Genomic DNA, 14,282 nt, shown 5'->3' with positions numbered 1-14,282 from the left:
TAATTATTTACCGTTCCATAAATCTTCAGGATAAATTCCCTCTTCTATCAATTGCTGTAATGTATTTACAACAACTTCTTTGTCCTCTTTATAAGTAACCCCAAACCATTTTGATGTTGTTTCCCATACTTTACATTTCATTAGGTTCTCTTTTATTCCGTTATTAATAATACTTGGTAAATAAAATTCAGCTTTAGCATCATCTTTATTTTTTGATAAGAATTTCTTGAACTCTTGTTCTGCATAATCAAAAACAACTGGTGTACATCCCCAAAAATTCATAGAAACAATAGTTTCTGGAGCGATGGCTTTTGTTTCTTTTTTATACGCATCATAATATTGAATTTCTTTCTGTTTTAATGCTATAGCTGTCCGTTCAATCACTTTATCAAGATTGTTATCTCCTGTCACATAACATTCTCCTCTTGATACAGTCCCATGAGGTGATAATGTATTTTTAAGTTGATACCCTATCATATGTTGTGTAACAGTATCTTCTAATGCTTTACTCATTGTCAAGAAAGCATCTCTACCATAAAAATCATCAGCATTAATAATCGCAAATGGTTCATTAACTATATCTTTTACACTCCATAACGCATGTCCTGTTCCCCATGGCTTAATTCTATTTTTTACAATATAAGGTTTAGGTACATTTGTAACTTCTTGTATCACATAATATATCGCTATTCCTTCTGGTATTCTATTCTTGTATCGTTCTTCTATTATTGATTTTATTTCTTTTCTAACAATAAACACAACTTTATTAAAGCCTGATAATAATGCATCATAAATTGAATAATCCATAATGGCATCGCCTTTAATCGTCATTTTATCCAACTGTTTGAGCCCTCCATATCGGGATCCCATTCCTGCTGCTAATATTACTAGAGTTTTTTTCACTGTGATTTATTATTGTTTTTATCCAAGGCTTCTTTGTTACTGTATAAATGTAATCATTTTGAAGTATTAGTTTTTCTCCTGTAGTAATATATAATAATCAAACCTATTACTATAAATGGCCATAAATATAAAATTCCTATACTCATTGTTTTTATCATATCCCAACCATAGATAAGTGCCTTTTTAATCTCTTGTAAATATGTTGAACTCGTTATTATACGCTCTTCTATTTCTTCATACAATATTACTGTTATAGTACTCATTGCTGTTTGATTACTTAAGTATTGTATACGTCCTTTCATTATTTCAATTTCTGATTGGAGTTTATTCAGTTTTTCTTCTGTTAATAATAAGTCTTTTACATTTTTTGCCTTTGCTCTTAGTATTTCTTCATATCGTTGTCTAACTTCTTCTTTTGTTTTTAATCGCATTTCTATATCAACAAATTCTTGAGTTACATCATTTGTATATATATTTCGATAATCGATTTGAACTCCTAACTCACAAATACTATCTATAATTTGTTGAAATTTTTGATTAGGAATTCTCACTGTAAATTCGCTTTCTTTATTATACTGATTATTAATATAGTTTTCTTCAGTTATATATCCTTCATTCTTGAGAACAAGTGCCTCTACTTGTGTTCTAATAGGTTTTATCCTATCAACCTTAATTTTACATTTTGCATTTTTAATGATTTTATGTTGGTGTTGTTTTGTTCCATTTTCTTTTGCTACTGTTTGTTTTTTTTTAGTTTCATACGCATTTAATGCTATTGCCTCTGATCCTATATTTTTTTCTTTTGTACATGCTGTTTGAAATACAATTAATGTAATGACGTATAGTATTCTTTTTAAAATCTTTGTTTTCATGATTTTTAGTTTTTATTTTGTTTATTGAAAACAAACATAGATGCGCCTACAGTTTTAATATTGCAAAAGGCTTGTAATTGCTTTGTAAATCATTTTACAAATTACAATTCACTCATCTACAAAACCTTATTCATATTACTACTGAAGATAAAATAGCTTTTGAACGTTTAAAAAAAGAGATTACTTCTCAGTTTTTAAAGCAGCATACGCCTTCTCATCCAGATATTTCGTTATGGAAAGGACAGGATATTGTCTTGTTTCAAGAGGATTTAAAACTTCGTGTAAAAGGAAGTTTAAGCGAAAAATCTTTTTATAGTTATTTTAAAAACGAACCAAAAAAACTACCTCGTATTGATATACTCAATTTACTTTCTCAATATTGCGGTATATCTTCTTGGGCTGCTTTTAAAGCGAAAAAAAATGAAATAGTAGAAACGAAATCTCCTAAGAAAAAATATCAGTTTATAGGTATTTTATCTAGTCTTGTTTTCATAGCTATACTCTTGTTGTATATTTTTTATCCTAGAACACATACTTATCACTTTTGTTTTACTGATGCTGATCGTAATCAGCCTATAAAAAACACACCAATTACAGTTACCATCATAAATGATCATCAATCTCCTTATCATCTTAAAAGTGATGCTCAAGGTTGTTTTTCATGGTCATCAACAGATGATTATATAAAATTTATAGCATCATCTCCTTATCACAAACCTGATACTATACATCGCTTTTATAAAAATCCTATTCAAGAAAATGTATTGTTACATACAGATGATTATGCTTTAATGATACATTATTATGCAAATCATAAGATAAAAGATTGGAAAACTAGGAAACAAGAATTAAAACAACTTATCGCAGATAAGGCTGTGATTTTTCAGGTACTTCCTTATGACATCGGGATTGAGTTATTTTCTAAAGAAGAGTTTATCAAATTACTCACAACTCCTACTTCGCAGCTTAAAAATATTGAGATTGTTGAAACTATTAAAGCTGATCAAAAAATTGTTAAACTTAAATTCAAAGTTAAATCATGAGATATCTAAGTTTTATTTTTTTGATCGTATTTTGTTTCAGTTGTGCTCGTCATAAAGAAGAGCATGTTGTAATTTCAAAAGAACACACATCTGCTATAGAAAAGAAATCTTATGCTAAAAAAGATGCTTATAGCCTTCTTATTAAAAAGAAATTACAACATTATATAGACGAGCAAAAATTAACTTTAACACATCCTGAGTTCTCTGAAACTGCTTTACCTTCTTTATTTAATATTGATACTTCGGCTATTGTTGTGGTTAAAAACGTAGAACTAATTCCTTTGTCCAAAAACATAGACAGTGTCCAAACCTTTATGTCTAAGGTTATTTTTTCTACCTCAGCAAAACAATTTACAGATTCGATTATCACTACTATAAAAAAGAAGGTGATTATGATTGATGATACATTGCAGACTTCGACTAAATTCTCTTTCTCTTCTATAAAAAGAGAACGTCCTAAAAAAATGCCTCTTGAAACTGCTATGCTTAAACCAACTAAAGTTGTTCGTTTTTCTTTAAAAGATTTAAGTTTTACATGGGATGAGATTGATGCTTGTGATTGTCTTTTTGCTGTAACTCCTGGTGCTGGTTATATTCGTCAGTTATATTTCGGGCGTTATAAAAATGGTAAATCGGCTGTATTACAAATTGAAAAAGGAACTTCTAAAACTCAAGTTCCTATACTTAGACCTAGATCTCAACAACGTACTTCTGGTGATTCTTGGACAGAGATTTATGCTAATGATACCTATAAAATCACTTTAAAAGCTTCTCCTGCAAAAAACCTAGTTAAAGGAAAGTTTACTTATTATATAGATTTTAAATTACTTAATAAAGATTCTAGAAAAACTATTAGAGATATGGTTTTGGTTAATTGTAAATCTTGATCCTAAATTGGCATTATACCTACTATCCATGTATAGATTAATACTGAAACCACAATAGAGTAATAATTCATTTATATCCCTCGTTTCTATCATCATTTATTCAAAAAAAGCTCTGCAATACATTATTACAAAGCTTTTAATATCTATTTATTCTATTTTTTAAGGTGTACTACTCGATACCTCTAAGACTTTTCCGTTATAAAACTTATTACCTGTTAACGAAAATTCTTTAATATACGTAGCCATTTCAACGGCTGTTAACGGTGCTTGGTATCCTGGAAATGCTTCTGCCAACATTTCTGTTTGAACTGCACCTAATGCGAGCACATTAAAAGCTATTCCTCTTTCTTTATATTCTTCGGCCAAGAGTTCACTCAAAGTGATTACAGCACCTTTACTAGAACTGTATGCAGCTAATCCTGGAAATTTCATACTTCCTTGAATTCCACCCATGCTACTTACTGTTACTACGTGGGCTCCTGATTCCATAAAAGGAAGTACAATCTGTGTTAAAGTTGCTACTCCAAATACATTTACTTGATACACTTTTTCAAAATCTATTCTAGTAAGTTCTTCAAAAGGTTTGTTTATCAAACTTCCTGCATTATGGATTAGCACATCTACCTTTTTCCAATTTTCTTTAATATAGGTAGCAACTTTTTTAAGGTCTTTTTCATCGGATATATCAAAAGAAAATGTGTGTATCTTATCATGATTTATCTTTTGTATCGGTGCTTCATTACGTGATAACGCCAGTACTTGATGTCCTTCATCAGCAAAAAGTTGAGCCATTTCATATCCTATACCTCTACTTGCTCCTGTGATGATAATATTTTTCAATATGCTAAGTGTTTAAATTCGTAAACTATTTTTTATTTAGCTTTATTTCTTTTTCTGTAGTATTAAATACTTTTTCTATAGCTGGTACGCAATCGTTTATAAGATCTGCCATAAAATTAAAATCTAAATTTTCGGCTTCATCATCTACGTGATGATAATACTTATAATTTGTAAAGTCAAAAGTTGATATCGTTTGACATGGCACATGAAAAGCTTTATAAAACGGATAGTTATCACTACGCTTAAACAATTGATATTCTTTCGCTTTTGGTAAAAAACCTATTAAATTCTCTCCTGAGTATTCATTTAGTTTTTTTGCCATATTTGATTCTTCAAATCCTGTTATATACGCCTTATGTGGTTGATTATTTAACGCTACCCCTATCATTTCAAAATTAATCATTGTATATAAGTCCGCCTGTTTTTCTTTTAATACTTGAGCCAGATGCTTAGATCCTAATAATCCTTTTTCTTCTGCTCCAAACAATACAAAAAGAACACTACGTTTATTACTTTTTGTCTTAGCAAAGTATTTTGCAAGTGTAATTACTGCTGCACTACCTGCTGCATTATCATTAGCCCCATTTGCGATTACATCACCATTATGTTCTTTTCCTTTACCGATATGATCAAAATGTGCTCCAATAATAACTAACTCTTTAGCTAATTTTTTATCGTTACCTTTTAAATATCCTACAACATTATACGTTTCTTGTCCTTCTACTTCAAAGGTATCTCTATAAGTATCAAAATATGGTGCTACTTTATTTTCTTTAAAAATGTTTTCTATATACACTGCTGCTTTTTCTAAACCTTCGCTACCTGTATCACGACCTTGTAATTCATCACTAGTAAGGTAAGTTACAATCTCTCCAACTTCTTTTGATGTCGTACCTTTATCTTGCGCTATTAAACCAAACCCGCATAATAATGCCAGTGCAGTCGTTTTAAACATATTTTTCCTCATACTGTTTGTTTTCTATACTATTTTACTAATGATATAAAGATAAAAAATCCCGCTTGATGAAGCGGGATTTTATGTTTTTATTAGATATTGCTTTTAGCTTAAGCCAACATCGTTACAGGATTTTCTATATACTGTTTTAATGTTTGTAAAAATTGAGCTCCAGTAGCACCATCTACCGTACGGTGATCACATGCTAATGTAACTTTCATAGTATTACCTACTACAATTTGCCCATCTTTTACAACTGGCTTTTGTACAATTGCTCCTACTGATAAGATAGCTGAGTTAGGTTGATTGATAATTGAAGTAAACTCCTGAATACCAAACATACCTAAATTAGATACAGTAAACGTACTTCCTTCCATCTCTTGTGGTGTCAATTTCTTATCTCTAGCACGTCTTGCTAAATCTTTTACTTGACCATTTATCTGCACTAAACTCATAGTATCTGTAAACTTTAATACAGGAACTACTAATCCATCTGGAACTGCTACTGCTACTCCTACACTTACATGTTTATTGTAGATTGTAGCATCATTACTCCATGTCGTATTTACTTGTGGATGTTGACGTAACGCCATTGCACAAGCTTTTACAACCATATCATTGAAAGATACTTTTGTATCTGGTAATTGATTAATTGTTTTACGAGAAGCTATAGCTCCATCCATATCTATTTCTACAGTTAAATAGTAATGTGGTGCTGTAAACTTAGACTCAGAAAGACGCTTAGCAATAACTTTACGCATTTGAGAGTTCTTCACTTCTTCTGTACTTTCTTCTCCTGCAGGAACAAATGTTTGAACTGCTGGCGCTGGAGTACTTTCTTTCTTAACTGGTGCTGCTACAGGTTGAGCTTGAGCTGGAGTAAAGTTTTCTACGTCTTTCTTTACGATACGTCCATTTTCTCCAGATCCTTTAACTTGAGTTAAATCAATTCCCTTATCTGCTGCAATTTTCTTTGCTAGTGGTGATACAAATATTCTTCCACCAGTATTTGTAGCTGTAGCTACTGGAGTTGCACTAGTTGCTGCTGGAGCATCTTTAACTTCGGTCTGTGCTGTCTCAGCTGGAGCTGAAGTAACATTGCCATCTTTAATTCCAGAAACATCTGTACCTTCTGGTCCAATAATTGCTAATAAAGCATCAACTGGAGCAGTTCCTCCTTCATCTATTCCTATATGTAATAAAGTACCACTATAGAAAGATTCAAATTCCATAGTAGCTTTATCTGTTTCTATTTCGGCAAGGATGTCTCCTTCTTCTACAGTTTCACCTACTTGTTTTAACCAGCTTGCTACAGTACCTTCTTCCATAGTATCACTAAGTCTAGGCATTGTAATTACTTCAACTCCTTCAGGAATTGTTGCTGCTGGTGCAGTTGTAGTTGGTTCTTCTGTTACAGGTGCAGCTGGAGTCTCAGCCACTGGAGCTGCAGTTCCACCATTTAATAGAGCAGAAATATCTTCTCCTTCTTCACCTATAATACACAACAACTGATCAACAGGTGCTGTTTCTCCTTCTTGAATTCCTATATATAAAAGTGTTCCATCATGAAATGATTCAAACTCCATCGTAGCCTTATCGGTTTCGATTTCTGCAAGAATATCTCCTTCACTTACTTTATCTCCTACTTTAACAAGCCATGATGCGACTACCCCTTCTTCCATGGTATCGCTTAGTCTAGGCATATTTATTATTTCCGCCATGATTTATACTGGTTTATGCGCTAAAAATGGGTAATCTTCTTGTTCGTATACTACGTCGTACATCAATTGTTTATCTGGGAAAGCTGATTCTTCTGCAAATTTCTCACATTCTTTCACTCTATCTTTCACACGTTGATCAATTACTTTGATCTCATCTTCTGTAGCGTATTCTTTGGCTTTAATAATATCCAATACTTGAGTAATTGGATCAAGCTTTTGATACTCTGCTACTTCTTCTTTTGTACGATATTTTTGAGCATCACTCATTGAGTGTCCTCTATAACGATATGTTTTTAATTCAAGGAAAGTTGGTCCTCCTCCTGTACGTGCTCTTGTAATAGCTTCGTCAAAAGCTTCGGCTACTTTTACAGGGTTCATTGCATCTACAGGTCCACATGGCATTTCGTATCCTAAACCAAGTTTCCAGATATCTGTATGATTTGCTGTACGCTCTACAGATGTTCCCATCGCATATTGGTTATTTTCTACACAGAAAACAACAGGAAGATTCCATAACATAGCCATATTAAATGCCTCATGTAAAGATCCCTGTCTTGCAGCTCCATCTCCAAAGAAGGTAAGTGTTACTGCTTCTCTTTTGAAATATTTATCTGCGAAAGCCAATCCTGCACCTAAAGGAATCTGTCCTCCTACGATACCATGACCTCCATAAAAACGATGCTCTTTTGAGAAGATGTGCATAGATCCTCCCATACCATGAGAAGTTCCTGTACCCTTACCATATAATTCTGCCATTACACGTTTAGGATCTACTCCCATTCCTATTGGTTGTACGTGATTACGATATGCAGTAATCATTCGGTCTTTAGAAAGATCCATAGCATGTAATGCCCCTGCCAAAATAGCTTCTTGTCCATTATATAAATGCAAGAAACCTCTTACTTTTTGCTGAATGTATACTTGAGCTAGTTTGTCTTCAAACTTTCTCCAGAAAAGCATTTCTTCGTACCAGTTAAGGTAGACTTCTTTGGTTATTTTTCTCATCGAATCATTAATGATATTTCAATATACTACCAGTGTTTGCTACTGATAATATAGTATTTACAATTTTTGTTGCTTAATTTTGAATTTTTAGCGAAAAACAAAAATAACACATTCGTTTATAAGGAAAAAGGAGTTTCTTATAAAAATAAACGAAAACGTTATAGATATGAGCTATCAAAAATTAAAGGTAAGATATTCGCTAAGGATGCTGTTCTTACTATTTTACCTTTTTCTCCCATAAAATAAATTTCAATTGGAGATTTTTGTTTAATCTCATATTCTGCTATAGCTTGTCTACATGCTCCACAAGGTGGCGTGGGTGTTGTTACTTCATGTTTTAAAGATTTCACAGATAGTGCCATTCGCTTAATTGTTGCGTCTGGATAATTTGCTCCCAAATAATAGATCGCACTTCGCTCTGCACATAATCCTGATGGGTATGCCGCATTTTCTTGATTGTTACCTAATATTATTTCACCTGTTTCAAGCTCAATAGCAGCTCCAACATAAAATTCAGAATAAGGAGCATAAGCTTTTTCTCTTATTTCAAATGATTTTTGCATTAGTCTTTGTACTTCTTCAGGCAATTCTTCAAAAGTATCATACACTTGTAAAACCAGCTCTATCTTTTTTTCTTTCATGTCTGTTTCTTCATTAGTTTTCTCACAAACCCCTACCTCTATCTACTAGTTCATTTGTATTCTAGAAAAAGGCTTGACAATATATAGATATAAGTGCAAACAAAAAAAGTATCAAACTTAAAAAATTTGATACTTTTTGATTTTATACTATAAATGTATTTTATTTTCCGTAATTCCCTCCAAAATTGAAAGTCAACCCGAATCTAAGTGTTCCTTCTAATGGGCTTTGTCCAGAAGGTGCTGTTGAGAATAAATATGAAGCATCTATTGCTACTGCGTTAAATGCAAACCCTAATCCTAATGTTGCAAATTTTCTAGACCCTTTTCTTTCACTTTCGTTAAAGTATCCTGCTCTTAACTGAAAAGCTTCTTTATAACTATACTCTGCTCCTAAAGACCATGTGATCTCGTCAAGTTCTTCACTAAATCCATCTGGTGCATCTCCCCATGAAGAAAAAATAGCTCCAAATGCACTAATATCATTATATTCTTCTATCGCAGCAAAACGCTCTTCTGGGTCTATTTGATCATTACCATTAGAATCTACTGGTTCAATCGGTGTTGGCACTAATAATTTAGAAAACTCAATACTAGGCGTAATTCTGTTATATTGATCTAAAATGAAATCAAACCCTACACCTGCCTGAAAGTTTGTTGGTATAAAACTTTCTTCTCCTGCATCGTCGTATCTAATTTTAGGTCCAATATTAGAAATGTTGAAACCTGCTCTCCATCTACCATTGAATTTTTCGTAAGCAATTTCCTCACTTTGATAAAATCCAGCAATATCAACACCAAAACTTCCAGCTGCGCTAGCATCTCCTGTTCCTGCCTGCTGTAATCTTAGATCTGATCTTAAGTATCGTCCAGCAACAGCCATAGAGAATGTTTCACTTAATTTCAAGGAATACGAAACATCTATAGTCAATTCGTTTGGATTTTGAACATTTGGATTTAATGCTTCATCTGCTGTTTGTGCAAAATCGATCTCTCCTAAACTAAAGTATCTCAAACTTGCAGCAAATGCACTACGTTCATTTAATCTATTGTGATAACTTAGACTACCTAAGAATATATCGTTTGCAATCTTATTAAGATAAGGTGTATAGTTAACTCCTACTCCTTGCTTACTTGTAATAAATGCAAATTTTGCAGGATTCCACTGCTGTGAAAATTCGTCTGCTGTAGTAGCTACCCCTTGATCTCCCAAACCTGCTGCTCTGGCATCTGCAGCAATTCTCAAGAAAGGTACACCTGTGGTTATTGCTCTTTCCTGTTGTGCTTGTATTTCAAACTGTGTTAGTGCCATAAGCACTACCCCCAAAAATATGATTCTCCTCATAATTTAATGCTAATTTTTAACAAAAATATAGTTATTTAGTAATTTTCCTAAAGAATTACCAGCTTTTCGAATTTTTCGACTTGCTGATTAGTTAACGTGGATTTTACTGTAATCTTGTACACATAGACTCCTTTTCCTATTTTATCGCCAAAATCATCTCTACCATCCCATTGGATTTCTTCTCTATAAGTACTCTTTCCTGAGAGGGTTTGATTTTTTGTCCAAACGACTTTTCCAGAAACTGTAAACACCTGTACTTGAACTTCTAATACATCATTAACAGCGCCACTGTGCGTAAACCAAAATTCGGTATAATTTATAAATGGATTGGGGTAATTTAAAACATTTTGAAGAACTAATCCTTGGTTATCAGCAACTACAAATTGTATTTCTTGTATTGAAGAATTGTTATATACATCCCAACCTTTTACTGTTAGCGTATGTAATCCTGGCTCAATATCTCTTAATTTAAAATTTACTGTTCCTTTTGTGAAATCATCAATTTCTGTTTCATAAAAATCATTTAACACATAAGGATTCGTTTCATCTCCATCTAAAATTGCAACAATATCATGTCCAATTCCACTTGCGGTATTAATTCCGCTTTCATCTTCAAGTTTGGCAATCAAAATTGGAGAGTCATTTGTAACTCCTCCAGAGATAAAACTTTCATCATTTAAAAATACTGCTATTTGAGGTCCTGTATTATCCTCTGGAGCATTTTCATTGATTCCTCCTATTTGTATTGTTTTATCTACTCCACCTTGATCTGCTACAATCCCCTCTCGAGACGCATAAAAACTTACTCTACCATTACCTACTGGTATTGCAATATCTCTAGGTACTATAAATTCTACATCAAAACGTCCATTTGTTACTGATGATTGTCCTCTAAATATACTTTCTCCTAAGGTTCTAAAGTTTAGTTTTATTAATTGATTAGCACCATTTCTAGTGTTATCATTTGCTAATGTTTCTCTTATAATCTCTTTATCATATACACTTGTAGCTAGTACTCCATTATAATCATTTAATAATACTCCAGCTTCATTGACCACTTCTCCAGAAATCTTCACTTTACTTAATGCTTCTATTGGTGCTGTTACATTTGCTAATGGTATATCATTAATATGTGTTATTCTTACATTGGGTCTTGGTATTGCCAGTTTCATAGCTGGATCTCCAAAAAAGAATACAACTCTTCTACCTGTTGTAGTTAATGAGTTTTTTACATATCTCACGGCCTCTGCTGCTGTAGGATAATCTGATCCATCTGGAAATAATTCATCGATCAATCTATCATTTACAGAAATTCCTACTGGTACAATGATTTCTCTTGTTGTAGAAATAAGTCCTATTGATCCACCTTGTCTATTCCAATATGTAAATTCTCCTGCCGATGGTCTTAATGGATTATCAAACTTTGTAAACTCACAGGTTACAGTAATGATAATAGGATATCTGTTTTCGTTATTTAATTCCCTAGCATTTGTTTGATTAAAGATAAACTCACTTGCTAAACCATCTTCTCCACCATGCCCAAAATAATCAAGTATTAATGTTCCTGATTCAACACTATTCGTTATTGCTTCGTTTACACTAGGATATCGATTACCTGCAGAAGACGATTCTTGTTGAAATGCATCTGCATATATTTTTTGAATATTGAAAAAAGGTTTACGCGTATTTAAATCTTCACCTAATTCATCTAGGTTTCTCTGAATCGTTTCTTCCCATGCTAAATCAACATCATCAGAAACTAAAACGATATTATTACGCCATCTTCCTTTTGCAGCATCACTATCATAATTTATAATTTTATCTACCATAGCATCTGCAAGCTGTGGTGTATCTGCAAGAATTCTTCCTACCGCAATATCTAATTGATCTGTAGGTACCATAGTTCCTTCATCAGGATCCATCATTCCGTAAAAATCATCAGACGCAAAAGAACTAACTAAAGAGAAACTGCTTAAGCTCTCAAAAGTTGGCACTATATTATTATTTCCTTCTAATCTATCTTTATAATCTATAGATGCGTCTCCTAATAAACCTAAGTATTTTAATCGCTTAGATTCTTCTGACGCATTATCATATATATAACGGACAAGGTTACGTATTGCCCCTACATCTTGTTTTCCACTAGAAAACTCTTCGTATATCTGAGAAAGAGTAACTACTTTTACATTTAGATTATTAAGTGTTCTATGGTGATTTGCTAATTTATTTGCCGAAGCTATTAGATCATTTCTAGTGATCAATAAATAATCTATATCTTGAAATTGTCCTTGAGCATTCTGAAAAATAGTTCCCTTTAAATTTTGGTTATTTACTATAGTATTACCACCTGATAATGGCTCATAAAAATCATTAGGTACTACAGTTATATATTCTCTTACTTCTCCTAAGTTTGCTTTAAAGTTTATAGCACTCTGGTTTCCTGCATTAGAAATAGTAGTGATAAATTCTGGGTTGGTCACATCCCATATTTGAGATACTGCAGCAGTATTCGTTACTTGATATGCTCCTATTCCTGAAATTGTTGCAGTATTATTATTTCGAAATGACATTTGTCTATCTGAAACAATCAATTGTCTTTCTGCCTCTATGCTTATATAATCTAAATATCCTGTCGCTGTTGGGTTACCATTATTATTATATACTAAATCTATAGCAATAGCATCTCCATTAACTGTAACATTGCGACTTAACTCACGTCCAGAAGCTAATGACGTACTTGTAATTGCATTAAAAGTCATTGTCCCTTCTACTTGACCATTAACAACTACATTCATATTAGTAAATGATTCTGCAGTTGCAGCCGCATAAACTCTTAATACTATAGGAGTACTACTCACTAGATTAGGAAATTCGAAGTTAAAGCGTTTATTTGTTTCTATATCAAAACGATCTCCAAACCATCGTCTACCTACCTTTACTATATTCTCTTGATCAATCTCATGAAATTGATAATCTGTAAATGTAGTTATCGTGGTAGTTGCAGCAGTTGTTGGTTCTGTATAAGACGAAATACGTCTACCTGGTCCTCCATCTGCTGTTACATAATAATATGATCTATCCTCATATACATTTATATGTGTATCACTGTCTTCATTATATCCTTGTGTTCCTTCTCCATAAAATAGGATATAATCATCTCCAGAAAACACACCATCTTCTCCGCCTACAATTTGAATCGCATTTTCTCTAAGATCAAATTGCGTATTTTCTTCATTTAATAATGGTATCATTTGTCCACCATTACCATATATCTTTATGTTTTGTGGATTTACTCCACTGAGATCCATTCCTAATCCACTTAAAAAATCTGGTGTAATTCTAAAAACTCCTGTTTTGTCTATATAAAACTTATACCATTTTCCTGAGGCTAATACAGAATTTGAAATGGTTCTATTATTTCTATTAGTATTAAATGATCTCGATACTCCTATTCCTATATTATATATAAGATCTAATGATAAGACTCTTTTATAACTATTACCTTCTTTAATTATAGGAGAGAAACTTAAAAAACCTTTTCTCTTTCCTCTAGCCGAAATTGTTTTAACTATAGGATTGATCTCTGTAGAAACTGTAGCAGTGTTTAAATCTTTTAATTGCGCTTTATTAATATTCTGATATACTACATTAGTTACGCTGATCGAAGATTGTTCTATAGTACCATTTTCATCCCATTGTATTTGATATTTTATTCCTTCTTCGTCTGTATAATCAAAAAAAGGAGCATCAAAACCCGGTACTGTTGCAGATGATCTTGAAGTGGATATATCTATATCCTTCCAGGTAATCTCTATATGCTTTTTTTGTTGTGCTACCACAATTCCACAACAAAATAATATATACATTAATACAATTTTCTTCATCATAGCCTTTTAAACGTGTTAAATATACACATTAGTATCTTTAATTACAGAGTTTTTTTTCTTCTAAAACAACAATAAAGAAATAAATCTTGCGTTAAATCAAAATCATTGCAAAATTGTTGTTATTTTGCGTCACCGTAATTATTATTATAAAATAATGGGGTAAATTTAACGTTAATTATTATATTG

11 protein-coding genes are annotated in these 14,282 nt (G+C 32.4%); 2 read left to right on the top strand and 9 right to left on the bottom strand.

Annotated elements, in window-relative coordinates; genetic code table 11:
- Positions 1-3: 3 nt before the first annotated feature.
- Both ACYEKI_RS09840 and ACYEKI_RS09835 read right to left on the bottom strand, forming a co-directional pair.
- A complete protein-coding gene (locus ACYEKI_RS09840; RefSeq protein ID WP_459211019.1) occupies positions 4-903 on the bottom strand; it encodes a nucleotidyltransferase family protein in 900 nt (299 codons plus the stop codon).
- 53 nt (positions 904-956) lie between these two features.
- Positions 957-1,775 carry a DUF4349 domain-containing protein gene (locus ACYEKI_RS09835; RefSeq protein WP_459211018.1) on the bottom strand — a complete coding sequence of 273 codons (819 nt, stop codon included), beginning with the start codon at positions 1,773-1,775 and terminating at the stop codon, positions 957-959.
- A gap of 77 nt (positions 1,776-1,852) precedes the next feature.
- On the opposite strand from ACYEKI_RS09835, the gene ACYEKI_RS09830 reads away from it, so the two are divergent.
- Together ACYEKI_RS09830 and ACYEKI_RS09825 are read left to right on the top strand one after the other, a co-directional pair.
- Positions 1,853-2,818, top strand: a complete 966-nt coding sequence (locus ACYEKI_RS09830) for a hypothetical protein (protein ID WP_459211017.1) — start codon at positions 1,853-1,855, stop codon at positions 2,816-2,818.
- Positions 2,815-3,705, top strand: a complete 891-nt coding sequence (locus ACYEKI_RS09825; protein ID WP_459211016.1) for a hypothetical protein — start codon at positions 2,815-2,817, stop codon at positions 3,703-3,705. The genes ACYEKI_RS09830 and ACYEKI_RS09825 overlap by 4 nt, the downstream gene beginning before the upstream one ends.
- A 159-nt stretch (positions 3,706-3,864) precedes the next feature.
- Here the strand turns inward: ACYEKI_RS09825 and ACYEKI_RS09820 are convergent, their stop codons facing one another.
- From ACYEKI_RS09820 to porU, 7 genes are all read right to left on the bottom strand, one after another.
- A complete protein-coding gene (locus tag ACYEKI_RS09820; RefSeq protein WP_459211015.1) occupies positions 3,865-4,545 on the bottom strand; it encodes an SDR family NAD(P)-dependent oxidoreductase in 681 nt (226 codons plus the stop codon).
- A 25-nt stretch (positions 4,546-4,570) separates the two neighbouring features.
- Positions 4,571-5,512 carry a M20/M25/M40 family metallo-hydrolase gene (locus ACYEKI_RS09815; RefSeq protein ID WP_459211014.1) on the bottom strand — a complete coding sequence of 314 codons (942 nt, stop codon included), beginning with the start codon at positions 5,510-5,512 and terminating at the stop codon, positions 4,571-4,573.
- A gap of 98 nt (positions 5,513-5,610) precedes the next feature.
- Positions 5,611-7,221, bottom strand: a complete 1,611-nt coding sequence (locus ACYEKI_RS09810; RefSeq protein WP_459211013.1) for a pyruvate dehydrogenase complex dihydrolipoamide acetyltransferase — start codon at positions 7,219-7,221, stop codon at positions 5,611-5,613.
- Between the two features lie 3 nt (positions 7,222-7,224).
- On the bottom strand, positions 7,225-8,226 hold the full coding sequence (gene pdhA, locus ACYEKI_RS09805) for a pyruvate dehydrogenase (acetyl-transferring) E1 component subunit alpha (RefSeq protein WP_459211012.1): 1,002 nt from the start codon (positions 8,224-8,226) through the stop codon (positions 7,225-7,227).
- Between the two features lie 158 nt (positions 8,227-8,384).
- Entirely contained in the window at positions 8,385-8,867 is a 483-nt protein-coding gene (locus ACYEKI_RS09800) for a cytidine deaminase (RefSeq protein ID WP_459211011.1), read from the bottom strand.
- Between the two features lie 160 nt (positions 8,868-9,027).
- On the bottom strand, positions 9,028-10,209 hold the full coding sequence (gene porV / locus ACYEKI_RS09795; protein WP_459211010.1) for a type IX secretion system outer membrane channel protein PorV: 1,182 nt from the start codon (positions 10,207-10,209) through the stop codon (positions 9,028-9,030).
- 47 nt (positions 10,210-10,256) lie between these two features.
- Positions 10,257-14,096: a type IX secretion system sortase PorU gene (gene porU, locus ACYEKI_RS09790; RefSeq protein WP_459211009.1), complete on the bottom strand. Its 3,840-nt coding sequence runs from the start codon at positions 14,094-14,096 to the stop codon at positions 10,257-10,259.
- Positions 14,097-14,282: the final 186 nt, after the last annotated feature.

The organism is Aquimarina rhabdastrellae (assembly GCA_947387485.1).
Taxonomy (GTDB): domain Bacteria; phylum Bacteroidota; class Bacteroidia; order Flavobacteriales; family Flavobacteriaceae; genus Aquimarina.
The sequence above is the reverse complement of the archived record's forward strand: the minus strand, read 5'-3'. Positions and strand labels throughout refer to the sequence as shown.

Coding starts and splice junctions, on each gene's coding strand:
- ACYEKI_RS09835 (WP_459211018.1), bottom strand. CDS start 1,775: ATGAAAACAAAGATTTTAAAAAGAATACTATACGTCATTACATTAATT.
- ACYEKI_RS09825 (WP_459211016.1), top strand. CDS start 2,815: ATGAGATATCTAAGTTTTATTTTTTTGATCGTATTTTGTTTCAGTTGT.
- ACYEKI_RS09815 (WP_459211014.1), bottom strand. CDS start 5,512: ATGAGGAAAAATATGTTTAAAACGACTGCACTGGCATTATTATGCGGG.
- ACYEKI_RS09810 (WP_459211013.1), bottom strand. CDS start 7,221: ATGGCGGAAATAATAAATATGCCTAGACTAAGCGATACCATGGAAGAA.
- pdhA (WP_459211012.1), bottom strand. CDS start 8,226: ATGAGAAAAATAACCAAAGAAGTCTACCTTAACTGGTACGAAGAAATG.
- ACYEKI_RS09800 (WP_459211011.1), bottom strand. CDS start 8,867: ATGAAAGAAAAAAAGATAGAGCTGGTTTTACAAGTGTATGATACTTTT.
- porV (WP_459211010.1), bottom strand. CDS start 10,209: ATGAGGAGAATCATATTTTTGGGGGTAGTGCTTATGGCACTAACACAG.
- porU (WP_459211009.1), bottom strand. CDS start 14,096: ATGATGAAGAAAATTGTATTAATGTATATATTATTTTGTTGTGGAATT.